The organism is Neoaquamicrobium sediminum (assembly GCF_013240295.1).
Lineage (GTDB): Bacteria > Pseudomonadota > Alphaproteobacteria > Rhizobiales > Rhizobiaceae > Aerobium > Aerobium sediminum.
The window spans coordinates 126149-152467 of record NZ_JABETK010000003.1; the positions used below are offsets into that span (position 1 = coordinate 126149).

Annotated in this window: 23 protein-coding genes, 2 pseudogenes and 1 other annotated feature; of the genes and pseudogenes, 10 read left to right on the top strand and 15 right to left on the bottom strand. The window is 61.9% G+C overall.

What is annotated here, in order from left to right:
• Window positions 1-48: 48 nt before the first annotated feature.
• From HK436_RS31690 to HK436_RS23335, 8 genes are all read right to left on the bottom strand, one after another.
• Window positions 49-588 carry a cupredoxin domain-containing protein gene (locus tag HK436_RS31690; protein WP_244649358.1) on the bottom strand — a complete coding sequence of 180 codons (540 nt, stop codon included), beginning with the start codon at window positions 586-588 and terminating at the stop codon, window positions 49-51.
• A gap of 8 nt (window positions 589-596) precedes the next feature.
• Window positions 597-1052, bottom strand: coding sequence for a multicopper oxidase domain-containing protein (locus tag HK436_RS31695; RefSeq protein ID WP_244649359.1), 456 nt, complete (start codon window positions 1050-1052; stop codon window positions 597-599).
• A gap of 251 nt (window positions 1053-1303) precedes the next feature.
• A complete protein-coding gene (locus HK436_RS23310) occupies window positions 1304-1786 on the bottom strand; it encodes a pseudoazurin (RefSeq protein ID WP_312860706.1) in 483 nt (160 codons plus the stop codon).
• 215 nt (window positions 1787-2001) lie between these two features.
• Entirely contained in the window at window positions 2002-2667 is a 666-nt protein-coding gene (locus tag HK436_RS23315) for a YitT family protein (RefSeq protein ID WP_244649360.1), read from the bottom strand.
• Entirely contained in the window at window positions 2664-3899 is a 1236-nt protein-coding gene (locus tag HK436_RS23320; protein ID WP_312860707.1) for an NnrS family protein, read from the bottom strand. Before HK436_RS23320 ends, HK436_RS23315 begins: the two co-directional genes overlap by 4 nt.
• The gene (locus HK436_RS23325) at window positions 3896-4273 is read right to left on the bottom strand and encodes a hypothetical protein (protein WP_173193939.1); all 378 of its coding nucleotides are present in this window, start codon (window positions 4271-4273) and stop codon (window positions 3896-3898) included. Before HK436_RS23325 ends, HK436_RS23320 begins: the two co-directional genes overlap by 4 nt.
• A 163-nt stretch (window positions 4274-4436) precedes the next feature.
• Window positions 4437-5411 carry a multicopper oxidase domain-containing protein gene (locus HK436_RS23330; protein WP_244649361.1) on the bottom strand — a complete coding sequence of 325 codons (975 nt, stop codon included), beginning with the start codon at window positions 5409-5411 and terminating at the stop codon, window positions 4437-4439.
• 234 nt (window positions 5412-5645) lie between these two features.
• Window positions 5646-6874, bottom strand: a protein-coding gene (locus HK436_RS23335; RefSeq protein WP_173187516.1) for an IS3 family transposase whose coding sequence is annotated in 2 segments (ribosomal slippage) — window positions 5646-6586 and window positions 6586-6874 — 1230 coding nt in all. Because the reading frame shifts where the segments join, the coding sequence is not laid out codon by codon here.
• Window positions 6477-6593 (bottom strand) — a sequence feature (AL1L pseudoknot). Its footprint overlaps the gene before it by 117 nt.
• A gap of 719 nt (window positions 6875-7593) precedes the next feature.
• On the opposite strand from HK436_RS23335, the gene HK436_RS23340 reads away from it, so the two are divergent.
• Window positions 7594-8010, top strand: a complete 417-nt coding sequence (locus HK436_RS23340) for a DUF1801 domain-containing protein (protein ID WP_173193941.1) — start codon at window positions 7594-7596, stop codon at window positions 8008-8010.
• Between the two features lie 65 nt (window positions 8011-8075).
• On the opposite strand, the pseudogene HK436_RS23345 reads toward HK436_RS23340, so the two are convergent.
• Window positions 8076-8327, bottom strand: a pseudogene (locus HK436_RS23345) (transposase); the annotation flags it as partial.
• Between the two features lie 307 nt (window positions 8328-8634).
• On the opposite strand from HK436_RS23345, the gene HK436_RS23350 reads away from it, so the two are divergent.
• Window positions 8635-9803 (top strand): IS3 family transposase gene (locus tag HK436_RS23350; protein WP_173193945.1). Its coding sequence is split into 2 segments (ribosomal slippage): window positions 8635-8899 and window positions 8899-9803, totalling 1170 coding nucleotides; the frame shifts between segments, so codons are not numbered across the junction.
• A gap of 272 nt (window positions 9804-10075) precedes the next feature.
• Here HK436_RS23350 and HK436_RS23355 read toward each other — a convergent pair.
• Together HK436_RS23355 and HK436_RS23360 are read right to left on the bottom strand one after the other, a co-directional pair.
• Window positions 10076-10945, bottom strand: coding sequence for a nucleotidyl transferase AbiEii/AbiGii toxin family protein (locus tag HK436_RS23355; RefSeq protein ID WP_173193947.1), 870 nt, complete (start codon window positions 10943-10945; stop codon window positions 10076-10078).
• Window positions 10938-11555, bottom strand: coding sequence for a type IV toxin-antitoxin system AbiEi family antitoxin domain-containing protein (locus HK436_RS23360; protein WP_173193949.1), 618 nt, complete (start codon window positions 11553-11555; stop codon window positions 10938-10940). The genes HK436_RS23355 and HK436_RS23360 overlap by 8 nt, the downstream gene beginning before the upstream one ends.
• Before the next feature lie 195 nt (window positions 11556-11750).
• Here HK436_RS23360 and HK436_RS23365 point away from each other — a divergent pair.
• Window positions 11751-12919 (top strand): IS3 family transposase gene (locus HK436_RS23365; RefSeq protein WP_173193951.1). Its coding sequence is split into 2 segments (ribosomal slippage): window positions 11751-12015 and window positions 12015-12919, totalling 1170 coding nucleotides; the frame shifts between segments, so codons are not numbered across the junction.
• A 123-nt stretch (window positions 12920-13042) separates the two neighbouring features.
• Here the strand turns inward: HK436_RS23365 and HK436_RS23370 are convergent.
• Window positions 13043-13201 (bottom strand): hypothetical protein, encoded by a 159-nt coding sequence (locus tag HK436_RS23370; protein ID WP_173193953.1) that lies wholly within the window; start codon window positions 13199-13201, stop codon window positions 13043-13045.
• A gap of 148 nt (window positions 13202-13349) precedes the next feature.
• Here HK436_RS23370 and HK436_RS23375 point away from each other — a divergent pair, with 148 nt between their 5' ends.
• The 7 genes and pseudogenes from HK436_RS23375 (at window position 13350) to HK436_RS23405 (ending at window position 23022) form a co-directional block, all read left to right on the top strand.
• Window positions 13350-14927 (top strand): ABC transporter substrate-binding protein, encoded by a 1578-nt coding sequence (locus HK436_RS23375; RefSeq protein ID WP_173193955.1) that lies wholly within the window; start codon window positions 13350-13352, stop codon window positions 14925-14927.
• A 96-nt stretch (window positions 14928-15023) separates the two neighbouring features.
• Complete coding sequence (locus HK436_RS23380) at window positions 15024-16190, top strand: amidohydrolase (protein WP_173193957.1); 1167 nt, start codon at window positions 15024-15026, stop codon at window positions 16188-16190.
• Window positions 16190-17167: an ABC transporter permease gene (locus tag HK436_RS23385; protein WP_173193959.1), complete on the top strand. Its 978-nt coding sequence runs from the start codon at window positions 16190-16192 to the stop codon at window positions 17165-17167. Before HK436_RS23380 ends, HK436_RS23385 begins: the two co-directional genes overlap by 1 nt.
• 8 nt (window positions 17168-17175) lie before the next feature.
• Window positions 17176-18006 (top strand): ABC transporter permease, encoded by an 831-nt coding sequence (locus tag HK436_RS23390; protein WP_173193961.1) that lies wholly within the window; start codon window positions 17176-17178, stop codon window positions 18004-18006.
• Window positions 18003-19630: pseudogene (locus HK436_RS23395) on the top strand (ABC transporter ATP-binding protein). The gene HK436_RS23390 and the pseudogene HK436_RS23395 overlap by 4 nt, the downstream one beginning before the upstream one ends.
• A gap of 12 nt (window positions 19631-19642) precedes the next feature.
• Entirely contained in the window at window positions 19643-21625 is a 1983-nt protein-coding gene (locus tag HK436_RS23400) for an FAD-binding oxidoreductase (protein ID WP_173193963.1), read from the top strand.
• Window positions 21626-21828: 203 nt separating this feature from the next.
• Window positions 21829-23022, top strand: coding sequence for an ABC transporter substrate-binding protein (locus tag HK436_RS23405; RefSeq protein WP_173194529.1), 1194 nt, complete (start codon window positions 21829-21831; stop codon window positions 23020-23022).
• Window positions 23023-23080: 58 nt separating this feature from the next.
• Here HK436_RS23405 and HK436_RS23410 read toward each other — a convergent pair whose 3' ends face one another.
• The 3 genes from HK436_RS23410 to HK436_RS23420 all read right to left on the bottom strand — a co-directional run bounded on the left by HK436_RS23410 (window position 23081) and on the right by HK436_RS23420 (window position 26105).
• Window positions 23081-23854 (bottom strand): enoyl-CoA hydratase/isomerase family protein, encoded by a 774-nt coding sequence (locus HK436_RS23410; protein ID WP_173193965.1) that lies wholly within the window; start codon window positions 23852-23854, stop codon window positions 23081-23083.
• A gap of 3 nt (window positions 23855-23857) precedes the next feature.
• Window positions 23858-25099 carry a CaiB/BaiF CoA transferase family protein gene (locus HK436_RS23415; protein WP_173193967.1) on the bottom strand — a complete coding sequence of 414 codons (1242 nt, stop codon included), beginning with the start codon at window positions 25097-25099 and terminating at the stop codon, window positions 23858-23860.
• Between the two features lie 91 nt (window positions 25100-25190).
• Window positions 25191-26105 (bottom strand): hydroxymethylglutaryl-CoA lyase, encoded by a 915-nt coding sequence (locus HK436_RS23420; RefSeq protein WP_173193969.1) that lies wholly within the window; start codon window positions 26103-26105, stop codon window positions 25191-25193.
• Window positions 26106-26319: the final 214 nt, after the last annotated feature.

Genomic DNA, 26319 nt, shown 5'->3' on the forward strand with positions numbered 1-26319 from the left:
TGCGTCGACGTTAACCGGAGCGGTCAGTCAAGCGCTCCTGGCGATATACTAGTGGCCGCTATCGTGAGGATTCGGAGGAGCGTTAAAAACATCCGGATTATCCGGACCCTCGACGATCAAATAACCGGCGAGCCCGCGTTCGGCGCGGGACAGCGCGTGATCCACCAGAACATACCGGCCGGGCACCTCGCATTTGAATTCGACGATGTTGGCGGAGCCGGGTGGGACCGAGATGCTCTGGACGTCTGTGATGGGAGGACTTGTGACTGAGCCAAGCTGATAGGCCTTGTCAAAAATCTCCCCTATGACGTGGAAGCCCGACGTATAGTTTGGCCCTCCCACGCCGAAGAATATTCGCACTGTCTCGCCTACCTGCGCTTTCAGCGGATAGTGATCAGTCAGCGCCCCGACATGCCCATTGAATACGAAATATTCAGGTCGCTCGTTGAGCAGCTTGTCATAGCTCTCCGTCAGCAGCCCGCTGCTACCGAAAGGCTCTTCGGTATAGATTTCGCCCTGCATGACGTAGAACTCGCGATCAACGGGCGGCAAGCCATCCTCAGGCTCGACGAGAATGAGGCCATACATGCCGTTGGCTATATGAAGAGCGACCGGGGGACCGCACAGTGGTAGACATAAAGCCCGGGATTTAGTGCTTTGAAAGTGAAAGAGCGCTCCTCGCCCGGGGCGGCCGTGGTTGCGCCCGCGCCACCGCCGGGGCCTGTACAGGCATGGAAATCCACATTGTGCATCATCCAGCTGTCTTCGGGGTTCTTTAGGTGAACCTCCACCTGATCGCCCACCCGCACGCGTACAAAAGGACCAGGCACAGTGCCGTTAAACGTCCAGAAACGGAACATGGCCTTATCGTCCAGATGGGCCTCAATTTCCTTCGTTTCGAGATCGACTCGGACCGTCGCCGGCTCACGTCGGGTGAGGGGAGGAGGTATATTGGTGGGTTTTTCAGCAATGTCGGCCATATCAGGATGAACCGGATTGATTGAATAGATCCGGTTGCTGAGACTTCCTGGATACGTCCTGTGCTGCGCCATCTGCGTCCCATCGGCCGGCGCGCCACCCTTATGCGCGGAATGCGCGCCAGCAGTTTGAGCTAAAGCCGCTTCAGCCGCAACCAACCCCCGACCGCGCCCACCGACCCTACAAGCAGGCGTCTGCGGCTGATGGACTTGTCTTCTTCGGCTGACTGGTCGGATCCTGACGTAGTCTGTTTTGGTGACATGCAACTGCTCCATTTTTTAACGGCGGTGGCGGTTGCGCGCAGAAGGCGCAACCGCTTCGAAACTTAATCTGCCGCTCCGGCACCGTCGCCTTCGGCACCATCACTGCTGACCTGCGCGATTAATTCCGCCATGCGCGTCTTGGCCCGTCCTGGCAGCTTTGCCGTCTCGGCCGAGTCCAAATTCTCCGTGCTATCGCCGACCTGGATGATGCCGACCATGCCAAGTCCGAAGTGCGGCATACACTTATAGCCGTAAATCCCTTCCACATCGAAAGTCACAACAATCTCTTCGTTAATCTTGCCCTTCCAGACCTCTGCGGTTTCTGGAATCATTTCGAGGATTGATTCAGAATTGTGACCTTTGTCTGTGGCTATGAACTTTACGCTGTCGCCCGGCTCAATCTTGATGAACGCGGGATCGAATTGCATCGGTTGGCCTTCAGGTCCCTTATTGAGCATGCGTACTTCGTGCTCGGCTGCGAAGGTGAAACCCCCGCTAAGACCCCAAATGCTGGCAGCCACCGCAAGTACTGTAAATCGGTTCACGTGTAATTCCTCCTCAACGTTAATAGATGCCGCCACATCCAGGAGGCCGCGGCGGCACATATCGCTAACGAATGTTCTTGTGCTCGGTTCCTGCGAGATCTGCCCCCACAGCAGGTGTATCCTGCGGCTCGTGCGCGGCCAACATTGTCGCCTCCTTCCCGATTACCGGTCAACGTCGCTATTGCCTCGTGCGGTACGATCAGCCATCGCCGCATTCAGCGCGCGACCACGTATCGATCAGACCGATGGTTCATTGCTAAAATTTGATTGAGGACTACCGCTCCAATCACCGAAAGTAGGAATTCTCCCGAACCCAGCTGGAGGAAAGCGCCTGCAAGCACCGCTAAGTCGAGGGTCATCTGCACGTATCCAGCACGGATGCCGACCGTGTCCTGGAGGTACATCGACAGGAGGTTGAAGCCGCCAAGTCCAGTCCGATGCCGAAATAGAATGAGCAGTCCAACGCCGCAGAGCCCGCCGCCTGCGATCGCTGCGAAGCCGGTGTCGAGGTGAGAGAATTCGATCCACGAATGGATCGCGCCTGCCAGGACACTTACCAGGCTGACGGCCAGGAGCGTCCTCAGAGCCACAGCCGGCCCCAACCTCTTCCAAGCCAGGAGGTAGAACGGAAGGTTAACGGCGAAAAAGGCGGCCCAGAACGGAATCGCCCATGAATGCTGGAGAAGGAGCGCTACTCCGGCGACCCCTCCGGTGACCAGATGTGCGTCGGCGAACATCTTGGTTCCCAAGGCGACGAAGGACGTGCCCAGCAGGATCGCCGCGACGTCTTCATGGAAGGAGTGCTGTATCGGTGAGACACCCTTCATCTTCTTGGGACCAATCGGTATTCTGGAGCGCAGAACATTCACGACGTTCCTCATTTCCGATGTCTCCAAAGGATAGGAGCGTACCGGACAGCAAACAGCGCGAAAGCGAATGCCCAGAGGATCCCGCCGGCCATCAGCAGCGTGAGGTAGGTGTCGGCCGCAAAAGGCGCTGCGACACGCAGCAAGGCTCCGACTGTGACAGCGACATAGATCGCACGGGTCCACAAGTCCGCCTTGATCTCCCGGCCTGTATGACCAAGGCTCGCGCGGGTCATCACTGTGAGCGTCATGGTACCGATCGCACCCGCGGTGAGGGCATGCAGGGCAGCGCTCGCCGGAACGAAGTCCGTCACCGTCGAGAGGCCGAGCAGCAGCATCGAGACAGCCAGCCACGCGTAGCCGAGATGAAGCACAAGCACGATAGGTTCGCGCCAGGTTTGCCAGCCCTGCCAACGAGCGACGCGGACTGCGAGCAGAGTGCCCGAAGTCACCAACAACCAACCCGAGAGTGACGCACCTGCGGCAAACATCCAGCCCATCACGGCCAGAACAGTGCTGGCGAGTGCCGCCTTGTCAAGGATGCCAAAATGCGCCGGAAGGCTCGTTCCGCCCTGCTTGACCAGCCAGTTGCGTGTGAAGCTCGGCACGATGCGACCGCCGATCAGTGCGATCAGCATCGCGACCGTCCCGAGAGCAATGCGGATCGCATATCCCTCAGGCAATATGGCCATGCCCTCAAGGTGATGCGCGAGATTGCCGACGGCGAACAGAGTCAGCATTCCCGCTACGGGAGCATTACGCCAGTTGCGACCGGCCCCGACCTCCCGCCATACCGAGGCGGCAAGTACGATCGGAAATGCCAGATCCAGCGTCATTGCGACTTCCGGCGAGGGGACGAACGCACAGGCGATGCGGCCAAGCAGCCAGAGTGATACGAGGCCCAACAGTGGCAGGCCGCTGAGCGGAAGTCTGCCGGTCCAGTTCGGCACTGCAGTCAGAACAAAGCCGGCGATCACCGCGCCGAGATAACCGAAAATCATCTCGTGGGCATGCCACGCCATTGCCTGGAACGGACCGCCCATAACGACTCCCGACACGGACATCCAGAGCCAGATCGGCAATGCGATCGTCGCATGGAGGGCGCCCAGGAAGAAGAACGGGCGGAATCCGTAATGCAGGATGGCGGGCATCGATCGCACGCGTCCCCGGCCATCGCGTGTCTTGTCGCCACGAGCCATCGCGGCGCGCGGGGTTGACCTGTCCTGGCGAACTGCCCTTGCGGTCACAGCGGCCTCTCCTGCTGCGCCGCCTGCAACCGCTCGTGGGCGTCCCTCAGGGCGGTCGCGCCGGAGTGGGCCGCCGCCGCGACTTCATCGAACAGGACTGCGGCTTCCTCCAACGCTGAAAGATCCGGCTCTTGAGATGTCAGTTCGTCAAGTTCAGTAAGGAATGGGAGCAGCCTCCGAATGGCCTCTCTTTGGCGTCGGGACTTCTCCAGCCGTTCATCCGCATGCGCATAGGCACCGAAGGCCGAAAGGCGGTCGAGAGCCTGCTTCGCCTTCTCTTCGCATTCGCAATCGAGGCCCGCTCCGAGGAGCGCTATTCTCACTTCCGCGATCATCGAGTGTGCCGCCGTCGGGTCACTAAGATTGGAGGGCATGGTTTCTTGTCCCTGAGAAACAGATTTGGGCCGTCGGCTACCCGACGACCCAATGAAATCTGCGATTGCTATTCGAAAACCATGCCGACCTTCTCGTCTATGCCTTCGCGGTAGATGTCAGGTTGCTCAGGCCCTTCCACTTCCAGCTTGCCCACGAGACCTCTCATCGCCCTCGACAGCGCGTGGTCAACCAGAAGGTATTCGCCAGGCACCTCGACCTTGAAGTCCACCGCCGCGGCGCCGCCCGGGGAACGCTGATCGTCTGCACGTCCGGCAACGGTTCGCCGGTCAAGGAGCCGAGGTTGTAGACCTTGTCGAAGATCTCGCCGATGACGTGGAAGCTCGAAGTCTTGTTCGGGCCGCCGACCCCGAAGTAGATGCGCACCGTCTCGCCGACCTTCGCCTTCAGGGCGTTGTCTCCGGTCAGCGCCTGGTCGGCCCCGTTGAAGACGTAGTATTCCGGCTGCTCGTCGATCAGCTTCTGGTAGCTCTCCGTCAGCTGACCCTGCTCGCCATAGGCTTCCTCGGTGTAGAGCTCTCCCTGCATAACATAGAACTCATGATCGACAGGAGGCAGGCCGCCTTCGGGTTCGACTAGGATCAGGCCGTACATGCCGTTCGCAATGTGCTGAGCGGCCGGCCCGACGGCGCAGTGATAGACGTAAAGGCCAGGATTCAGCGCCTTGAACGTGAAGCCCTTCTCTTCGCCGGGGGCCGCGAGCGTCGCATGGCCACCGCCATGCAGACCGGTGACCGCATGGAAGTCGACATTATGCATCGCCCCGCTGTCTTGATGGTTCTTGAGCATGACCTCAACGCTATCGCCGACGCGAACCCTAACCAGTGGACCCGGGACCTTCCGGTTGAATGTCCAGTAGTGGTAGGCCGTGCCGTCGGCGAGTTTACCCATGACCTCGACAGTTTCGAGGCCAACCTTGACCGTCTGCGGGCCCCGCTCTCCGATAGTGCCGGGAAGGTCGGTCGCCTGACGGATAATGTCGAGCGGCGCCTCCGCGGTGCCGAGTTCGGCGATATGCTGATGATCCCCGTCTGCGAAGGCCGGGAGAACACCGGCGGCGCCCGCCATCATCAGGCCGACGACGGCTGCGGTTGCGAGAAGGCTCTTGCGGATGGTCATGACACTTGCCCTTGTTGACCCGTTTGTTGATAACCTGAACCTACCGAACGCTCCGCTCGCATTCTTTGTGCTTCCGCAAACAACGAAACGAAGGCTCTCATCATTCGCTTTGAGCGCGCAGTGAGTGAATTTTGAGCGCTGCATGTTTCATGACATCGGCTCGATCTCCGCGTCTGCGTCGCCGAGGCGCTAAAGTGAACCGCCCCGGGTTTGCCGGAGGCCGTTTCTTTTGAGTCACGCGGCCATGGCTGGTTCTTCCAGCATGGCGTAGTAGCGTTCCTCGGCTTCCGCCGGCGGGATGTTGCCGATGGGCTCCAGCAGCCGGCGATTGTTGAACCAGTCGACCCAGGTCAGCGTGGCGAACTCTACGGCCTCGAAGCTACGCCATGGCCCGCGCCGATGAATGACCTCGGCCTTGTAGAGGCCGTTGATCGTCTCGGCGAGAGCATTGTCGTAGGAATCGCCCACACTGCCGACGGAGGGTTCGATGCCGGCTTCGGCCAGTCGCTCGGTGTAGCGGATGCTGACATATTGAGACCCCCTGTCGGAATGGTGCACCAGGCCGCCGCGGTGGATGGGCCGCCGTTCGTGCAGGGCCTGTTCGAGAGCATCGAGGACAAAGCCCGCATGGGCGGTCCTGCTCACCCGCCAGCCGACGATGCGGCGGGCATAGGCATCGATGACGAAGGCCACGTAAACGAAGCCGGACCAGGTGCTGACGTAGGTGAAGTCCGACAGCCACAGCCTGTTCGGCGCGGGGGCATGGAAGACCCGGTTCACATGGTCGAGCGGGCACGGGGCGGCCTTGTCCTGCACCGTGGTGCGGATCGGCTTGCCGCGGATGACGCCCTGAAGGCCGAGGTCGGCCATCAGCCGCTCGACCGTGCAGCGCGCGACGGCGAAGCCTTCACGCAGCATCTGCCGCCAGACCTTGCGCGCGCCATAGACCTCGAAGTTCTCGGCGAAGACGCGCTCGATCTCAGGCCTCAGGACACCGTCCCGCTTCGCCCGCGCCGACAGCTTCTCCGGATCGACGCGCTTGGCGACGTGGTCGTGGTAGGTCGACGGGGCGATCGGCAGAACCTTGCAGATCGGCTCGACCCCATGGACCCCGCGGTGATCGTCTATGAACCCGATCATCGTTTGAACGGGCGGTCGAGCTCCGCCTGGGCAAAATAAGCGGAAGCCTTGCGCAGGATCTCGTTGGCCTGCCGAAGCTCCCGGTTCTCCCTCTCTAGCGCCTTCAGCTTTGCCGCCATGTCCGTCGGCACACCGGCGCGCTTGCCGGCGTCTACCTCGGACTTCTTCACCCACTCGTTCAGCGTCTGGCCCGTGCAGCCGATCTTGGACGCGATCGACATGACCGCAGCCCACCGGGAGGGATGTTCATGTTCGTGATCCAGCACCAGCCGCACGGCTCGCTGGCGCACTTCCGGGGAAAACTTGTTCGTCGTCTTGCTCATGATGGCTCCACCTTCTCAGGAGTTGGAGCCTCCGGCAAACCCGGAGCGGTTCAAAGAGGTTTTGCAAGCACCCTTAACCTCCAACGCATTGTAATCGTACCACCGCGACCGTTCAGCTATCGTGATGGTTGAACGAGGTGAGTTGGTCGAACTCTCGGTTTGGTCAGTCGTCAGCGATGCGCTGGAGGGCGAGGATTAAACAGGCGAAAGGATCGGAAGCTGCGTTGCACCATGCCGATCCAGGGAAGGGTTGCCGAGAGCACGAGAAGGGCCGATAGCACAAAGCGGCTGCATTTCAGAGGAACAGCCAGACGCTTATGACATTGAGTAGTGCCGAGGTGAAGGGAGGCTTAGCAGCGAACAGGTTGGAAGAGAAAACGAGCAGATATGAATAGCCTTGAGTTTCGTGGGAGCGCAGTGCATGCGCCAAGGGGTGGGGCGTCCATCGCCACGTATCGGCGGGGAGGGATGCAACTGTAGGCATGCAGTAGCGTCTGTTGCCAAGACGGCGTGGGTACTACCACGCACTTCTTGCGATCAGCGCTCAATGGCCTTTAACCTACTCATAACCCGCTTTGCTGCGATCCAATCGTCGCCTCAGGAACCCGAGTGCCAATTGACGATTGGTGGGAAGGTGCGTGAGCTGCACCCGCGCGCGCAACTGGCGGCAAGTTCCTCGGTGTGCGGACGAGGGGCAGAGAATACGTTAGGTTGAGAACATGAGCAAGAATGCGAAACCGAAGCTGCTCTCTGGCGGCAATCCACAGATACCAAAAGGCTACGGCAATGAGCCTGTGGAGGCATACATCGAGGCCATGCCCGATTGGAAGCGGGATATTGGACGCAAGCTTGATAGGCTCATCGAGAAGGCCGTACCCGACGTGCAAAAAGGAGTGAAATGGAACTCGCCTTTCTATGGAACTGAAAAGGATGTTTGGTTCCTGAGTTTCCACTGTTTCACAAGGTATGTGAAAGTGACGTTCCTCGAAGGAACGAAGCTTGAACCCATGCCGCCAGAGTCCTCGAAACATGGAAAAGTTCGGTACCTCAACATTTACAAAGATAAGCCCTTCGACGAGGATCAATTCACCGATTGGGTGATCCACGCGAGCAAGTTAGGCGGCGAGAAAATGTAAATAGTGGCGGGTTGCCATCTCCTCTAGGGTCCGTGACATGCCCCTGAACGTTCGTCCATCGTCGATTTGAGCCCTGGCCGTATTCTGCTCTCATTCCGTTTTTGGCGGATCACGTCCCGCAGCATCTCCTTGTCGAGGGAGAGGTCGGCGACCAGGGTCCTGAGCGTGCTGTCGTCCTCGACCTGCTTGAGCCGGTTCATCCTGATCGGCCGCAGCCCGCCCCGTTTCTTTTTCCAGTTGAGGTAGGTCGCCTGGCTGATCCCAGCCCGACGGCAAACCTCCGCGACCTGGATTCGGTCCGCTCCCTGCTTCAAAATGAACGCCTTCTAGGCGTTCGAGAACCATCGTCGTCCGCTCCTCCCGGGCAAGGGATGTCAACGGCGGAGCAAAAACCGGCCATTGGGCGGCGCAAAACCAGGCCCCTGGCGCTGCTGCGAGCGGGGAACGTCGGGAGGGCGTAGCCCGACCAGAGTTTTCCGCTCGCAGCAGCGGCGATCTTATTGGTGAGGGTTGGCGGTTTTTCGTGCCCGGCTTTGCGCGAGGCGATAGCTGTCGCCGTTTGGTCTGCCCCTGAAAAGTGGTCCTCTTTGAAGTAGGCTATTGAGCCGTAGAGAGGACGTTGGAATGCCCCAGAAGAAGCACAAGCCCGAAGAGATCGTCGCGAAGCTGCGCCAGGTCGATGTTCTGTTGTCGCAAGGAAGATCGGTTGGCGAAGCGGTTCGTTCGATCGGCGTGACACAGTTCACGTATTACCGGTGGCGCAAGGAGTTCGGCGGCCTTAAAGGCGATCAGGTGAAGCGTCTCAAGGAGCTTGAGAAAGAGAACGACCGTCTGCGCAAGGCGGTGTCGGACCTGACGCTCGAGAAGCTGATCCTGAAAGAGGCTGCTGCGGGAAACTTCTGAGCCCCGCCCGCCGTCGCCGTTGCGTCGATCATGTCATGGCGAAGTTCTGTGTCTCGGAGCGCTTTGCCTGCAAGGTTCTCGGCCAGCACCGTTCGACCCAGCGCAAGAAGCCCAGAGGCAGGCCGGATGAAGAGGCGTTGACCGCCGACATCATCCGGCTCGCATCCCGCTATGGCCGATACGGCTATCGCCGGGTCACGGCGATGCTGCGGTCCGAGGGCTGGACGGTGAACGCCAAGCGCGTCGAGCGCATCTGGCGGCGGGAGGGGCTGAAGGTTCCCCAGAAGCAACCGAAGAAAGGTCGGCTCTGGCTGAATGACGGATCGTGCGTCCGGCTTCGACCCGAGCACCCCAACCATGTCTGGTCCTATGATTTCGTCGAGGGCCGGACCCACAATGGCAGGAAGTTCCGCATGCTCAACATCATCGACGAGTTCACCCGGGAGTGCCTGGCGATACGCATCGATCGCAAGCTCAACTCGTCCGACGTCATCGACGTCCTGTCGGACCTGTTCATCCTGCGCGGCGTGCCGGGCCATGTTCGCTCTGACAACGGCCCGGAGTTCATCGCCAGGGCCGTGCAGGAGTGGATCGTGGCTGTCGGTGCAAAGACTGCCTTCATCGAACCCGGCAGCCCATGGGAGAACGGCTACTGCGAGAGCTTCAACTCGAAGCTCCGCGACGAACTGCTCAACGGTGAGGTCTTCTATAGCGTCGCCGAGGCAAAGGTCATCATCGAGGCATGGAGACGCTACTACAACACCGAGCGGCCGCACTCATCGCTCGGCTATAAACCGCCGGCGCCGGAGGCTATCATCTGGCCAGCGCCGAACCGTAGAACGGCACCACCATCTGCACAGGCAATGGCCGGAAAGCCGATCATGCATTAAAACTGAAACCGGACCACCTCATAGGGGCAGGCCAGCATAGTGTGTGCCGACCGGTTTCAAACTGTGGGCCGGCGGGTCCCGTCGCTCTCGGGCTTGATTCGGCTATCGGTCGCGCGCCCGACATCCTCTTAAGCACTCAACGGTTGTGGCTCGTCGTGCGCTTTCATGCACCTCGAGAAACTAAGGCGAAAACGCAATGGCCATTCGTCGGCCTAGTCCCTTAATCCTACCTTACCGATTGTTTTTCTCAGTCAAAATCTTCCACTTTGTCGCTATGGCTTCAGTTCCTTTGCTCGACTGGCCGGTGGCATCAGGAAGCCGGCGAGCTCCTCAAGAACCAGCGCAAGAGGCCCCGGAGCAGCTGCAACATCCTCGACAAAGGCGCGCCACTGCTGCTGCTTTTGTTCGTCAGCTGCAAATGCTGGCGTGAGCGCATCGGGCGGCTCGGCCGGTATCACTGTCCCACGTCGCGCAAACGTGGCCGCGATGGCGCGGGCGAGCCGGTCATCATCGAAGGCGAATGACCGGCTGAGAATCCAGATGTCATAGAAGCCCTTCATCCGGCTGTTCGCCCGGCCCAGCGCCACCATCGCCTGGAACTTCTCGGCAATGACCGTCTCGCGCGCATAGGCGCGCAGTCTTGGTTTCGGGAGGTCGAGCATAACCGGATAGTCGACGACTTCCGCCCCCGGCTCCAGTGCATCCCCGAAACCGATGTCGATTGTCAGATTGATCCGCGCGCCGCCGACCGAAGCGATCGCACGCAGCCGGAGACCACCATAGTCGAGCTTATCGCGGATGCGATCGACACGCAGCGTGTCCGGATCGAACACGACACCGTCTTCGGCGTCCTGAGCGAGAATGTCCCGGAATGTCGCCAGCATCGCGGCTTCGCTCCGGTCGCCGAATCCCAGCAGATCGAGATCGCGCGTCCCGCGGTGCGGATCGTCGAACCAGCTCATCATCAACATCGCGCCTTTCAGCACGAAGCGATCGACATGGGGTGACTGGCTGAGCCGGAACAGAAGGCGCTCCAGCGCGAAGCGCGTGAGCACCAGATCGAAGCTCTGTCCGTTCGCCTTGGAGAGGTTGAGGAGCCGGGCGCGCACCGAGGCGCCGATATTCGTGATCTCCTTAGCCATTGGCGGTCAGCGCCTCCAGATAGGGGCGGATGACCGTGCCGACCCCGCCTGTATCCGCTGCCCTCACGATCTCTGCCGGGGTGGCTTTGCGTTGGCGCAGAGCCTCCTGCAGGCCTTCGAGCGCGACGGGAAGACCGATCTTGCCGCGATGGCGGAAGCAGTCCGCGACGGTCTTTGCCACGCCGAACACCTTTACCGATACGCCTTCGATCACATGGGTCTCGACGCTGTCGGCAAGCAGATCGTCCGAGAAACGCAGCACACGGATCGGCATGTCGCTCGGCTTCGGCGTCCAGTCGTTCCGGCCGATCGCCATCCACACCTTCTGGGGAAGCTGATCGGTGAGTCCATGAAAGGCGAGCGCCGAGACGAGGCAGATCACACCCTTGGGGAAACGCTTGGCCGCCTCGGCAAGGCTGTGGTTTGCGTCGAGCTCTGCGTCGGTAAGCTGATAGAGCCCGCGCGCCAGGCGGATGACCTCGCCATCCCTCTCCATGCGGCTGACGGTTACGGCGGTCACGCCGGCGGCCCTGAGTTCCGCGAGGCGCAGAATCCCACGCGCCGCGAGGAGGTCGCGGGCTATCTCGCGCTGGGGCCGGGCCTGCGGCATAGATACATACTCTCGCACTTCAACGTCCATAGTGTGAGGTTTTGTACCAGATGGGGCCATAGAGGAAAAGACCGACGAGGTGTCGGATCGGCTGATTGGAAGCCTCCGCGCCGCTGATTGGAAGCGCATGTGGTCTGCCCCTGAAAAGTGGTCCTCCCTGAAGTAGGCTATTGAGCCTTTAGAGAGGACGTTGGAATGCCCCAGAAGAAGCACAAGCCCGAAGAGATTGTCGCGAAACTGCGCCAGGTCGATGTCTTGTTGTCGCAAGGTCGATCGGTTGGTGAAGCGGTTCGCTCAATAGGTGTGACGCAGTTCTCGTATTATCGGTGGCGCAAGGAGTTTGGTGGCCTGAAGGGCGACCAGGTGAAGCGCCTGAAAGAGCTTGAGAAAGAGAACGACCGGCTGCGCAAGGCGGTGTCGGACCTGACGCTCGAGAAGCTGATCCTGAAAGAGGCTGCTGCGGGAAACTTCTGAGCCCCGCCCGCCGTCGCCGTTGCGTCGATCATGTCATGGCGAAGTTCTGTGTCTCGGAGCGCTTTGCCTGCAAGGCTCTCGGCCAGCACCGTTCGACCCAGCGCAAGAAGCCGGAAGGCAGGTCGGATGAAGAGGCGTTGACGGCTGACATTATTCGCCTGGCCTCACGCTACGGCCGCTACGGCTATCGCAGGATCACCGCGATGCTGCGGTCCGAGGGTTGGACGGTGAATGCCAAGCGTGTCGAGCGCATCTGGCGGCGGGAGGGGCTGAAGGTTCCCCAGAAGCAACCGAAGAAAGGCCGTCTCTGGCTGAATGACGGATCGTGTATCCGGCTTCGACCCGAGCATCCCAACCATGTCTGGTCCTATGACTTCGTCGAGGACCGGACGCACAATGGCAGGAAGTTCCGCATGCTCAACATCATCGATGAGTTCACCCGGGAATGCTTGGCGATCCGCATCGATCGCAAGCTCAATTCGACCGACGTCATCGACGTTCTGTCGGACCTGTTCATCCTGCGCGGTGTGCCGGGCCATGTTCGATCGGACAACGGACCGGAGTTCATAGCCAAGGCCGTGCGGGAGTGGATCGTTGCGGTCGGGGCCAGGACTGCCTTCATCGAGCCAGGCAGCCCTTGGGAAAATGGCTACTGCGAGAGCTTCAACTCGAAGCTGCGTGACGAACTGCTCAATGGCGAGATCTTCTACAGCCTCGCCGAGGCGAAGGTCATCATCGAGGCGTGGCGGCGCTACTACAATACGGAGCGGCCGCACTCATCACTCGGATACAAACCGCCAGCACCGCAGGCAATCGTTATACCTGCGATGCCACGCGGATCGACTCCATCATCTGCCCAAGCGATAGCCGGAAAGCCGATCATGCACTAAGACTGAAACCGGACCACCCGATAGGGGCAGGCCACTTTTTTGTTGAGTTCATCCAGGCGGGCAGCAAAAGCAGATGCGATTTCATCGCTATATCGTATTCGAAGGCGACGCCGAGCTGGGGCGCTATCGATTCCCATGATCGGCATGAACGTGATAGATCGCCGGTGACGTGCCGCTGTGATCGACGACGGCAAGCGGCCGTTCTTCGAGCCAGACATATTCGCGTAGAAGCGTACCGCCCGCGTCATATTCGGCGATGATGTTGCCGTCCAGATCGTACACGAAGTGTGCGTTCCTCTCATCTGTCGCCAACCGACACTCCCACTCCCATCGACTGTGCCCTCGACACATTGAACCTCATCCCTCGCAGTCCGTACGGTCGTGCGAAGGGGACATCGACCGGATGCGCCCATCGGCAAGGGAGAGATCAATGAACCGGCGAGAATTCAACCTGATGTTGGCAGCCACGATCGGCTCCACAGCTTTTGCGGGGCCTGCGTTCGGCCAGAGGACGGGCGACACGCTGACGGCGATCATCCAACCCGAGCCGCCGATCCTGAACCTTGGACTTAACCAACAGACGCCGACCGGCGTGGTCGGCGGCAAGATTTACGAAGGGCTGCTTTCCTACGCCAAGGACCTCAGCCCGCAGCCTCTGCTCGCCGATTCCTGGGAGGTTTCGGAGGACGGCCTGACCTACACCTTCAAACTCGTGACGAACGCGAAGTGGCACGACGGCCAGCCGTTCTCGTCGGCCGACGTCCTCTTCTCCTGCAAGTCGCTGCTGCCCGAAACCCATCCCCGTGCCCGCGCCGTGTTCGAGCGCTGCGAGAGCATTGAGGCGCCGGACGACCATACGGTGGTCTTCAAGTTGAAGGAGGCATTCCCGGCCTTCATCATGGCCTTCGAGACGGCATCGGCGCCTATGCTGCCGCGCCACCTGCTGGAAGGGAAAGACTATCGCAAGGACGGCGCCGAGCAGCAGCCGGTTGGCACCGGTCCGTTCCGCCTTGCCGAATGGGTGCGCGGGTCCCACATCCACCTGACCGCGGTCGATGACTACTATCGGCCGGATCAGCCGAAGCTGAAGGAAATCTACTATCGCGTGATCCCGGACGCCGCCTCGCGCGCCGTCTCGCTCGAGCAGGGTGAGACGCAGCTTGCGCAGTGGCAGGACATCGAACCATTCGACGTGGAGCGGCTGGCGTCGCTCGATCACCTCGACATGACGACCGACGGCTACGAGTATTTCTCACCGATGGTGTGGATCGAGTTGAACTGCCGCCGTCCGCCAATGGACGACAAGCGGTTTCGCCAGGCGCTGATGCACCTTCTTGACCGTGAGTTCGTGCGCGATCGCATCCTGTTTGGCCTTGCCAATGCGGCGACAGGGCCGATTGCTTCGTCGATGCGATACTACACGCCGGACGTGAAAATTTACGAGCCTTCGGTCGAAAAGGCTGTGGCGCTCCTCGACGAGATGGGCCTGAAGCCCGACGCCGCCGGCGTGCGTGCGACGCTCAAGTTCACGATGGTGCCGGCAGGCGAGGTCTGGACGCGGATTGCGGAGTATGTGCGCCAGTCCTTCGGTGCGGCGGGGATCAATGTCGAGTTGCAGAGCAATGATCTTGCCGGTTGGGTCTCCGCCGTCAGCAACGGTGATTTCGACATCAGCGGCAATCAGCTCTACCAGAATGGCGATCCAGCCCTCGGCGTATCGCGCACCTATATATCCTCCAACATCCGCAAGGGCGTGATGTTCTCCAACACGGCTGGCTATTCTAATCCGAAGGTGGACGAGCTGTTCGAGGCTGCTGCCGTCGAGCTGGACGAGGAAAAGCGCCAGGCGCTTTATACGCAGGTGCAGCAGCTCCTCGTCGAGGAGATGCCGATCCTGTGGCTGTGCGAGCAGAAATACCCGACGATCTTCGACAACCGGCTGAGCGATGTCGTCACCACATCGACCGGCGTTAACGCCAATTTCGGCACGACACACTTCGCGGCCTGATCGCTACGGGCTCCGCCGGCGCCCGACCGGGCGCCGGCGGCTGTATTTTTTAAAGAACGTGGCCGGCGGCCGCGGCAGAGGAGGCTTTCAGCCGACATGACCTGGCATTTCGATGACGCCGAGATCGCCGCGCTGGAGGCGTGGCGGCACAAGCTGCACCAGTTTCCTGAGATTTCGGGCGAAGAGGTCGAGACGGCGCGCGAGGTGGTTTCCTTCCTCGCAGATACGGGTCCGGACGAGGTCATCACCGAATTGGGCGGGCACGGCGTCGCGCTGGTTTTTGAGGGCGCGGATGCGGGCCCGACGGTGCTGTTGCGATGCGAGCTCGACGCGCTCCAGATCCACGAACTATCTGCCCTTCCTTACCGCTCGCGCATCGACGGCAAGGCGCATATGTGCGGTCATGACGGGCACATGACGATGATGGCTGCCGTCGCCCGCCGTCTGGGCGATCAAAGGCCGGCCCGGGGCAGGGCGGTCCTGTTGTTCCAGCCGGCCGAAGAGACCGCCCATGGCGCCGAGGCCGTGCTTGCCGATCCAAAGTTCGCGCCGATCACGCCGGACCATTCCTACGCGATCCACAATATGCCAGGCCTGCCGCTCGCCCATGTCGCGGTGGCGCCCGGCCAGATCACCTGTGCATCGATGGGGCTGTGCGTTGAACTCACCGGCAAGACCGCGCATGCCTCCATGCCTGAATCCGGCATTTCGCCCGCGACCGCGGTTTCCCGCATCATCACCGCGTTGAAGACTTTCGACACGGGCGAGGTGGTGGGACAAGGGTTCCGGCGCGTGACACTGACGAACGTCCAGATGGGCAGGCCGGTATTCGGCATCACGCCGGGTTCTGCCGAGATCCGCATGACCCTGCGCAGGCCCGAGAGCGACGGGATGGCGGCACTTGTCGAGGAGGTGCTGGAAATGGTGGCCAAGGTCGCCGCCGAGGAGCAGCTTACCGTCACCCATTCGACGCACAACTTCTTCCGCGCCTGCGTCAATGACCCCGAGGCGGCGGACGTCTTCGACACCGCCGCGACGCGCATGGAGCTGTCGCGCGTTGAAGGCTATGTGCCCATCAGGGGCGCGGAAGATTTCGGCCTGTTCGGATCGTGCTCGAGGTCAGCCATGCTCTTCATCGGGGCCGGCGTGGACCGCCCGATGGTCCACAATCCCGACTACGACTTTCCGGACGAGCTGATCCCGGTTGGTGCCGGCCTGTTCCTTCACGTCCTCGACCAGTTGCTCGGACTTGAGATCGCCTGATGCCTGTCGTCTCACGTCTCTTTGCGAAGCTTGCCGGGATTGTCTTCACGATCCTGGTGATCGCCACGATCAACTTCCTCCTCATTCATTCGACGCCCGGCGACCCTGCGCTGGTGATCGCGGGGCAGTCAGGTGCGACGGATGCGAAGTTCATCGAGCAGGTCCGGGCGCAATACGGGCTCGACCAGCCGTTCATCGTGCAGCTCGGCACCTATATCGGCAAGATCCTGCAGTTCGACCTTGGCTATTCGTACCGGCAGCAGACCGCGGTGAGCCAGCTCATTCTCGAGCGGCTCGGGCCGACGCTCCTTTTGACGCTTTCCGCATTCTTCCTCTCACTGATCGGCGGCGTTCTATTCGGAGCGCTGGCCGGCCAGCGCCAGGGCAAGTGGTCGGATCTCGTCATCTCGCTCTTGTCGCTGCTGCTTTACGCGACACCGGTATTCTGGCTCGGCCTGATGCTGGTGCTGATCTTCTCGATCCAGCTCGAGTGGCTGCCGGCCTTCGGCTATGCTGGCATCCGTGCAGCGAGCTTCGGTCCGATCGAATACGCACTCGACGTCGCGCGTCACCTGATCCTTCCCGTGATCACGCTCGCTGCGATCTACATGGCCGTCTATACACGCCTGATGCGGTCCTCGCTGATCGAGGTTTCGCACGAAGACCATGTGCGCACCGCCCGCGCGAAGGGTCTGAGCGAGCCGCAGATCCTGTCGCGGCATATGCTGCGCAACGCCGCTGTGCCGGTGGTGACCTTCGCCGGCATGCAGGCGGGCGCGCTGATCGGCGGCGCTGTGGTCGTCGAAACCGTGTTCTCCTGGCCCGGTCTCGGCCGGCTCACCTATGACGCGGTCACCGCGCGAGACTACCCAGTCCTTCTCGGCCTCTTCCTGATCATGTCGATCCTAGTGATCGCGACCAATCTGTTAAGCGACTTTCTGCACCGGCTCATCGATCCCCGCATCAAAGGCCGATAGGAGCTGTCATGCAGGATTTCATGCGTACCTTCCTCCGTCGGCCGGCCGGCAGTGTCGGCCTGCTGCTCCTCGCTTTGGTCTGCCTCCTCGCCGTCCTTGCGCCGCTACTCTATCCGGCCTCGCCATGGGAGATGGTGGGCATTCCCTTCAGCCGGCCTGGCGAGAATGACATGCTGCTGGGCAGCGATACGCTCGGGCGCGACGTCGCATCTGGCATAGCCCATGGGGCACGCGTCTCCATCCTGATCGGCCTTGCCTCGACGCTGACGGCGCTTTGCATCGGCGTCCCGCTCGGCTGCATCGCGGGCTATGCAGGTGGCGCAGTCGACAGCGCTATCGTGCGGCTCACCGAGATTTTCCAGACGATCCCGAGCTTCGTGCTGGCAATTCTCTTCGTTGCAATACTCACCCCGTCAATCGGCACGATTATCCTGGCGATCGGGCTCGTGAGCTGGCCCCCGCTGGCGCGGCTGACGCGCGCGCAGGTGAAGACTGTCTCCCAGCGAGAGTTCGTTCAGGCCGCGCGGTGCCAGGGCCAGTCGACCCTTTCGATCGTGCTGCGCCATGTCCTGCCCAACGCCGTGTCACCGATCATCGTGGCGGGATCGCTGACGGTTGCGGCCGCAATCCTCATCGAGGCGGCACTCTCCTTCATGGGGCTAGGTGACCCCAATTTCATGAGCTGGGGCTACATGGTCGGCGCCGGCCGCACCGTGATCCGGCAGGCATGGTGGATGAGCGTTTTTCCGGGCATCGCAATCCTGCTGACGGTCGTGGCGATCAACCTCGTGGGCGAAGCCCTCAACGACACGCTGAACCCGAGGATTTCCCGAGCATGACCACGCCTTTGCTTGCCATCGAGAACCTCGTCCTCGGCCTGCCGCAGGGAGCAGACCGCAGCCGCGCCGTCGACGGGATCAGCCTGACGGTAGACCGCAACGAGATTGTCTGCCTCGTGGGTGAAAGTGGCTCGGGCAAGTCGATGACTGCGCATGCGATCCTCGGGCTCCTTCCTTCGAAGGTGGAGGCGCTGCAGGGCGAGATACGGCTCGGCGGCCGCAACCTCATTGGCCTGGCGCCTCGCGATATGCGTGCGCTGCGCGGCAGCAGCATCGCGATGATCTTTCAGGAACCGCTGACCGCTCTCAACCCGCTGGCGAAGGTCGGGCACCAGGTTGCCGAGGCGATCAGTATTCATGGCCGCATTGCCGACCGCGATGTCTCGGCCCGCGTCACCGAGCTCTTCGACCAGGTCGGGCTGCCCGACCCGGCGTCGATAGGGGCAGCCTATCCGTTTCAGCTTTCCGGCGGGCAGCGCCAACGCGTGATGATCGCTATGGCGCTCGCTAACGATCCGCAGCTCCTGATCGCCGACGAGCCTACCACCGCGCTCGACGTGACGACGCAGCGGCAGATTCTCGACCTCATCCTGAGCCTCCAGAAGAAGCGCGACATGGGAGTGCTGTTCATAACCCATGATATCGGGGTGGTGGCAGACATTGCCGATCGTGTGGTCGTGCTGCGCCATGGCAAGGTGGTGGAAGAGGGGCTGCCGCGGCGGTGCTCGATCGCCCGCAGACCGACTACACCCGCGACCTGCTCGACGCCGTGCCCGGCCGCGGAACCGTCCGCCCTGCCGCGGACGAGCGCGAAGCACTCCTGGAAATCAAGGACCTGCGGAAGGTCTTCACTTCGCGGCAGAGTTTCTTTGCCGAGCCGCGCCGCGTCGTCGCGGCGGACAGCATTAACCTTGAGCTCACGCGCGGCGACACGCTGGCTGTGGTGGGAGAGAGCGGATCGGGCAAGTCGACGCTCGCACGAATGGTGCTGCGCCTGATCGAGCCGGACGGTGGCACGATCCGCTTCGACGGCGCTGCGGTGCGCGAAATGAAAGGCGAGACGCTGCGCCAGTTCCGGCGCAGGGTGCAGATCGTCTTCCAGGATCCTTACGCTTCGCTTGATCCGCGGCTGAAGATCGGGGAGAGCATCGTACGCGGGCCCATGGCGTTCGGCGCTTCCCGCGCCGAGGCGGTGGCGATCGCCACACGCTGGCTGGAGAAGGTGGGTCTTGGCGCCCACGCACTCAATCGTTTTCCGCACGAGTTTTCCGGCGGCCAGCGTCAGCGCATCTGCATCGCCCGCGCGCTGGCGCTCGATCCCGTGTGCCTGATCGCCGATGAGGCCGTCTCAGCGTTGGATGTCTCGGTGCAGGCGCAGGTGCTGAAGCTGCTGTCCGACCTCAAGGCCGAGATCGGGCTGAGCATGCTTTTCATCACGCATGACCTGCGCGTGGCGCGCGAAATCGCCGACAAGATCGTTGTGATGCAGAACGGCCGTATCGTTGAGCAGGCGCCTGCGGCCGACCTCTTCGACGCACCGCGCGCGGACTACACGCGGCGACTGCTGGATGCGGTTCCGGGTCGCGACTTCTTCGTGCGGCGTGCCCTGGCAGACGCCGTCTGACGGATCAAGAGCATGGACGACCGCACGCGTTCCTTCATCGAAAAGTCGACGCTCCTTTTCATCGCCTCGCGCAATGCAACCGGCGGCATGGACGTCTCGCCACGCGGCGGCCAGCCCTGCGTGGTGCGGATCGCGGACGATGGCCGCCTTTTCCTTCCCGATTATATCGGCAACCGCCGGCTCGACACGATCGGCAATGTGCTCAGCAATCCCGACGTGGCGCTGATCCTGCTCAACCGGCGGTCCGACGAATATCTGCGGATTGCCGCGCGCGCTACGGTTTCGCGAGAGCCGCTGGACATCGCTGCTTTTCCAGCAGATGAGAATCGTCCGCTGAGCGTCATGGTCCTGACGCCGGATCGGATGGAGTTCGTGTCAACCAAGGCGTTCGCAAAGAGCGGGTTCTGGATCGACCCGGCGGACAGGAAACCGCCCCTCGACGTTCTCGACATCTACGACAGCGATGGCCGTTGGCAGGCGGAGAGCGGACGCAAGCCCGTTCTCTACGACGCTGCTGCCGAAAGCCGCCTGACCGACGTAGGTCTGCGCGAGACTTACGGAACGCCCAGCCCGCTGGTGCAGACGAAGGCCTATGGCACTGCCGGACCGGGTTTCATGGGCTTCATCGACGCCGCCCGGTTCATCGTACTCGCGCGGGAGAACGATACGGGAGAGATCCTACTCGAACTGGCGGCCGGTCCGCTTCGGCCCGATCCCGGCACGAACCGGCAGTCCTTCCTCATCGACGTCGAACCCGACATGTCCGCTGCGCCGCACTCCGCCGAGTTCGCGCTGCTTGGTGTCGAGCCAGGACGTGCCGACATCATCCGCATCAACGGCGCCTATCGGGAGGTTGGTGCTGAAGTTGGCGGGCAGCGCCGGCTCGCTCTGCATCCGGAGGAGATATACTTCCATTGCCCCGCCGCCTTCTCGCGGTCGCGGATCTGGACGGACTCCCGCCCGATTGCCTGGAGCGGGCGGCGCAGCTTTACCTGCGTGACAAGGACACGGGAAAGCCCGGATGTTGTCTCGTTGGTGCTGCAGCCGCGCGACGGCGCCCCCGTCGGCGACGTGTTACCTGGCCAATATGTGAATGTTTCGCTGCCGTATGACGATCACCCGACGCCACGCCGCCGGTCCTACTCGATCTCTGGTGTCCCCGACGCACGGTCGTTGCGCATCTCCGTGCGGCGCGTCGGCAATGACGGGGTCTCTGCGCTGCTCCATGAAGCGGTCGCGGCGGGCGATGAGTTGCTAGTCGGGCCACCGGCTGGGCAATTCGTCCTCGACAGCGCACCGCTACGCCCGGTTGTGCTGGTCAGCGCCGGCGTTGGCATCACACCGCTGCTGCCGATGGCCGAGCAATTGGCACAAGAGGCCTCAAGGCGCGACGTCTGGTTCGTGCATGCAGCGCGCGACGCACGGCACCACCTGTTTGCTGAAGAGACGCGGCGTATCGCAGCCGCCAATCCGCGTATCAGACTGCTGACTGCCTACTCCCGACCCCAGACCGGCGACAGCTGCCATCATCGGGGCCGCCTCGATGCCGAAGCGCTCGCGGCGCATGTCCCCGTCGCCGACGCCGATTTCTACATCTGCGGCCCCGCCGCCTTCATGGAATCGCTGAAACAGGGGTTGATCGAATGCGGGGTCGCGCCGGAGAGTATCAGGATGGAGGCGTTCGAGCAAAAGCAGGACGGCGGCCTATTCGCCTCCGCTGGCGTCCCTAACGAAGGGGGCCCATGCAGCGTGACCTTTGCCCGCTCCCAAAAAGACGTGACTTGGCAGCCCGAAAGCGGCTCGCTGCTCGACCTGGCCTTGGCCAATGGCGTCGATGTCCCGTATTCCTGCCGCAACGGCGAATGCCAGTCCTGCGCGCAACGCGTCGTCAGCGGAGGCGCTTTCTATCCGGCGGGCGATGAGCCGCTGCTTCCTCGTGGCCAGGTGCTGCTGTGCCAGGCGATCCCGCGCGGCGACATCGTCATCGATTGTTGAGTAGGTCCGCGGGGCAGGAGTGATGAATCAACATTGCGCGTGCCGCAGGCTATGTTCCGCAGACATTGTCGCGCGAGCCTTGGAATTCCTAACCTTGCAAGGCAAGAAGCGCGCTTCCGGTGCATGAGCGGCGGGAGCGTCTTTGCGAAACAGGGAGGAACATTGTGCAACATCGCAAGCTCGCAACAGTCTGCACCACCACCATGATCGCCGCTGCGGCCTTTGCCGGCACGAGCGCTTTCGCGCAAGACGCGCAAATCTCCGACGGCGTCGTGCGTGTCGGCTTCATCGAGGATATGTCCGGCGTCTATGCCGATATCACCGGCATGGGCGCGGTGACCGCCGCACAGATGGCGGTCGAGGAGTTCGGTGGTAGCGTGCTCGGAATGCCGGTCGAGATCGTGTCGGCCGACCACCAGAACAAGCCCGACATCGCCGGCGCAATTGCGCGCAAATGGTTCGACGAGGACAAGGTCGATGCTATTCTCGACGTTGCCAGTTCTTCGCCGGCGCTCTCGGTGTTGGCGATTGCCCGGGAGAAGGAGAAGATCCTGACGCTGAGCTCGCCGGGCTCGCTGCGGATCACCAACGAGGACTGTGGGCCCTACGTCGTTCACTGGGCCTACGACACCCATGCGATCGCCCACAGCACGAGCAAGGCTCTCGTGGAGCAGGGTTTCGACAGCTGGTATTTCGTCGTCGCCGACTATGCCTTCGGCCACAGCCTCGAAAAGGACACGTCCGAGGTGGTGAAAGCGGCCGGTGGCGAGGTCCTGGGAAGCACGCGCCTGCCCGTCGGAACCACCGATTTCGCCTCCGCGCTGCTGACCGCACAGAGCTCGGGAGCCGAGGTGGTCGCGCTGGCGAATGCTGGCAGCGACGCGATCAACTCGATCAAGCAGGCGGCTCAGTTCGGGCTCACGCAGGCCGGCCAGAAGCTCGCAACTCTCGCTGGCTTCATCAACGACGTGCATGGGCTCGGACTGGAGCAGGCGCAGGGCCTCACAGTAACAGAGGCGAGCTACTGGGATCTCAACGACGAGACGCGGGCGTGGTCTCAGCGCTTCTTCGAGGAGATGAACGCGATGCCCAACATGCTGCAAACCGGCACCTATTCGTCTGTGCTTCACTATCTCAGGGCCGTCGAGGCCGCTGGAACCGACGAGACAGAGGCGGTGATGTCGAAGATGCGCGAGATGGCAGTCAACGACGTCTTCTACAAAAACGGGACTATCCGCGAGGACGGACGCATGATGCACGACATGTATCTATTCGAGGTCAAGAAGCCTGAGGAGTCGAAAGGGCAGTGGGACTACTACAAGCTGCTCGCGACTGTTCCTGCGGAAGAAGCGTTTCAGCCGCTAGACAAATCGGCCTGTTCGCTCGTCTCGAACTGAACCTAAGGCCGCTTTTTTTTCAGCGCGGCCAGCACGAGCCGGCCGCCTTTCCTTGCGCTCATTTACTTTTCTTCGCATTTCCACTCGCCCGCGCTGCGAAGGCGGCGAGCCCATTGCGCGCATCCTCGCTGGTAAACGTCCGCTGGCCGAGCGCGGCTTCGCGCGCGAAGGCTTCCGTCCATGGCAGGTCCTGAAGCGTCAGCACCGCCTCCTTGATGGTCTGCACCGCTGTCGGGCTGAGTGCTGCGATCCGCGCCGCTGTCTCGTGGGCTATGACGTCCACGTCCTCAGCTGGAACGGCCTGGTTGACGACACCGCGCGTGACAAGTTCGGCGGAAGAGAACCGGCGCGCCGAAAGCAGGATTTCCATGGCGTGGGCATAACCGATCTGTCGGACGAGCCGCACCAAGGTGCCGCCGGCCGGCACGAAACCGTGGATCGGCTCTGGAAGTTGGAACTGCGCGTCTTCTGCGGCAATGCGGATGTCGGTCGCCAGCATGATCTCGAAACCGCCGCCCAGGCATAGCCCGCGCACCGCGCAGACGACCGGCTTGTAGAAATCCATGTTCTTCAGATGCGCAGGGTCCCAGGCGCTGATGTCGAAACGGCCGCTGGCCAGCGCGGGAATCGATTCGGTCAGGTCCGCACCGACGCAGAACGCCCTGTCGCCGGTACCGGTCAGCACGACGGTTCGTATGTCGGCATCGTCGCGCGCCTCGGCGAAGGCAAGGCCGAGATCTTCATACATCTGCAGCGACAGGGCATTGAGCTTGTCGGGCCGGTTGATGGTGATGGTCGCGACGGGGCCGTTGCGGGTCAGGTCAATCGCCATGGCTCAGATCGCCCCGATCTCGGACAGCTTCTCGACCTCCTGTGGGGTGAGGCCGGCCAGGCGCGAATAGACGAAGCTGTTGTGCTCGCCCGGATTCGGCGCCTTCTCAGAAGGGTTGCCCGGCGTGTTGGACAACTTCACCGGCAGGCCGAACATGCGCACCAGTTTACCCGCCACCGGCACTTTGACGATCATCTCGCGAGCCGCGATGTGCGGGTCCTCGACAACCTCGGCGATCGTCTTGATGGCGCTGAGCGGAACCCGGTCGCCCGCAAGCTCTTCCAGTTCCGCCTTGGTGTAGACGCTGAACCAGCGTTCCAGGATCGGCTTGACGCGCCTGTCTGCAACGCGCGCGTCGAACCGCTTCTCCATCGTGTCGATCTCGGGATCGTCCGCGAGTTCTGGCTCGCCGAACATCTCGCAGGTGATCCGCCAGAATTTGTCGGTATAACCACCGAAGAACACGAAGCCGTCCTTGCAGGGGAATTGGCCGTAGGGACGGACGAAGGGGTGGTCGTTGCCGAGCGGGGAGGCGACCTCACCACTGGTGGTGTAGCGGACCACTGCGTTCTCGGTCAGTGTCAGCACCGCGTCCTGCTGGGAGATATCTACGACCTGACCGCGACCGCTGTGCTCGGCTTCGCGCAGCGCGGCAAGCGTGCCGATCGCCGCATAAAGCGAGGCGGCGAGGTCGCCGATAATCGTGCCGACCCGCACCGGCGGCATGTCGGGATAGCCGTTCATCGACCAGAGACCGCCGGTGGCCTGGCCGGTATTGTCGTAGGCAGGGCGCGAGGAGTTGGGACCCGTGCGCCCGAAGCCGCTGATTGCCGTATAGATCAGTCGCGGGTTCTCCTTGCGCAACACCTCGTACCCTAGGCCGAGCTTCTCCATCGTGCCTGGCCGGAAGTTCTCGACCAAGATGTCGGCACGTCGCACCAGTGTCTTCAGGAGCGCTTTGCCTTCTTCGGACTTCATGTTGAGCGTGATGCCCAGCTTGTTGCGGTTGAACTGCGTGAAGAAGGCGGAGAAGTCGCCATCGTCACCGTTGACGAAGGGTGGGAAGGTGCGAGCATAATCCGGGTCATCCGGGTGCTCGACCTTGATGACCGTCGCGCCGAGGTCGGCAAGCAACATCGAGCAGAAGGGACCCGCCACCACGCGCGTGATGTCGAGCACCGTTACGCCCTTGAGCGGGCCCGAGCCGGTGATGCCGCTGGCGGCGGCTGACTTGACGTCAGACATGGATGTCCTCCCTGTTTGGAATTGTTCGCCATCTCTCTCGGATGAACAATGTCGCCGTGCTACACCGCCGGGCTTGAGCGAGATAGGTTCTTCATAAGGCGCTATGCTGTTTCGCGCTCACGGCCAGCGCCCGGGCCACCTTCGACGCGGTCGCCCGTCCGAGATGGCGCGATATGAAGTCTCCGGCCGCCGCCACAGCACTGACGTCGATGCCCGTCTCCATGCCAAGCCCGTCAAGCATATAGACGAGATCTTCGGTAGCGACGTTGCCGGACGCTCCAGGCGCATAGGGACAGCCGCCAAGCCCGGCAACTGAACTGTCAATCGTCCTGACCCCATCGTCCAGGCAAGCGAGAATGTTCGCGAGCGCCTGGCCGCGCGTGTCGTGGAAATGAACCGCCAGGCTGTCGATCGGTAACTCGACCGCCGCAGCCCGGACCATGGCGCTTGCCTCGCGCGGCGTGCCGATGCCGATGGTGTCTCCAAGCGATATCTCACGACATCCGAGTGCTGAGAGACGGCGCGAAACGTCCACGACCGACCGCACCGACACCTTACCTTCATAAGGGCAGCCGAGGACGCAGGACACGTAGCCGCGCACCGGGATCGAGCGGGCCTGCGCCAGCTCCATCACGGGCAAGAAGCGGTCAAGGCTTTCGTCGATCGAACAGTTGATGTTGCGCTGCGAGAACGTTTCGGATGCCGAGGCAAAGACAGCTAACTCCTGTATGGGAAGCTCGACGGCCTCCAAGGCGCCTTGCTCATTGGGAACAAGCACGCCGTAGATGACCTCGTCGAACCGGGGGAGCGAGCGCAACAGCTCTGCCGTGCCGGCCATCTGAGGAATCCGCCGGGGCGACACGAAACTTCCGACCTCGATACTGCGGAGCCCGGCTTGCGCCAGCTGCCTGACGAGCTCGATACGCACCTCGACCGGAACCGCAGTCGGCTCGTTCTGTAGGCCGTCGCGTGGTCCTACCTCCACGATCGTGACATGCTCCGCCATCGGTCCTCTCTTCCCGCCAAAGCGTGACGATCCGGAACAGTAGCAATCGCGTGGATACCCAATGAATATGGGTCGCGCACATGATAGACGCCGAAGTATGTACGACATACACATTCCCCTTGAGAGAAATCCGATTGTTTACTGTCAGATCGGAAAGTTGCCTGGGAGGAGGCGATGAGAGCCAGCATTCGCCGCATCGAGTCGCCATCGCCGG